The 739-nt window shown below is 46.0% G+C and carries 1 protein-coding gene; it reads left to right on the plus strand.

The genetic code is table 11. The features are described 5' to 3' along the window. Nucleotides 1-209 precede the first annotated feature (209 nt). On the plus strand, nucleotides 210-739 hold a 530-nt coding region (locus IEY34_RS36335; protein ID WP_268240231.1), incomplete at its 3' end, for a reverse transcriptase domain-containing protein.

Raw genomic sequence — 739 nt, forward strand, 5'->3', positions numbered from 1 at the left:
GCGACTCTTTCATGAAGGAGTACTCGTTAGGAAAACACATGAGAGTATGGCAAACAACTGATCAAAAAGGAGAATGCCAAACGGTGCGCAGGGAGTCGGATAGCTGCATAGTACCAAAGAAACCGATGTAATGTCGGCGGAGGGAAGGCGCTACATGTTACCGATCTTGGTAGAGACACATTTACAGCACACAGAGGCGGAGAAAAAAAATGGAAACGAAACTAGCAAGAATAGCAGAGATTGCCAAAGCAAGACCGCAAGAAAGGTTCACAGCCTTAGCCCACCTACTTAATAAACAAATGCTGATGGATAGCCATACAAAGCTACCAGCAGACAAAGCGACGGGAATCGATAAAGTCACGAAGGATGCATATGGAGAGCAGCTTGAGGAAAATCTGGACGATCTCATAGCCAGAATGAAACGTAATGCGTACAAACCTCAAGCTTCTCGAAGGACATACATCCCAAAAGATGAGAAAAGCATGCGCCCGCTAGGTATCCCTTCCTACGAGGATAAGATCGTACAACACGGAATAAACCAGATTCTGCAAGCGATTTACGAGCAGGATTTCATGGAATATTCGTTTGGATTTCGCCCCGGAAGAAGCCAACATGATGCCATTAGGGCGCTCGACCGGATCATCATGAAAGAACCCATACGCTATGTGGTAGACGCAGATATTCGCGGCTTTTTCAATCACATGGATCATGAGTGGATGATGAAATTTCTGGCGCATCG

This window comes from Paenibacillus marchantiophytorum (assembly GCF_014640555.1).
Classification (GTDB): Bacteria; Bacillota; Bacilli; order Paenibacillales; family NBRC-103111; genus Paenibacillus_E; species Paenibacillus_E marchantiophytorum.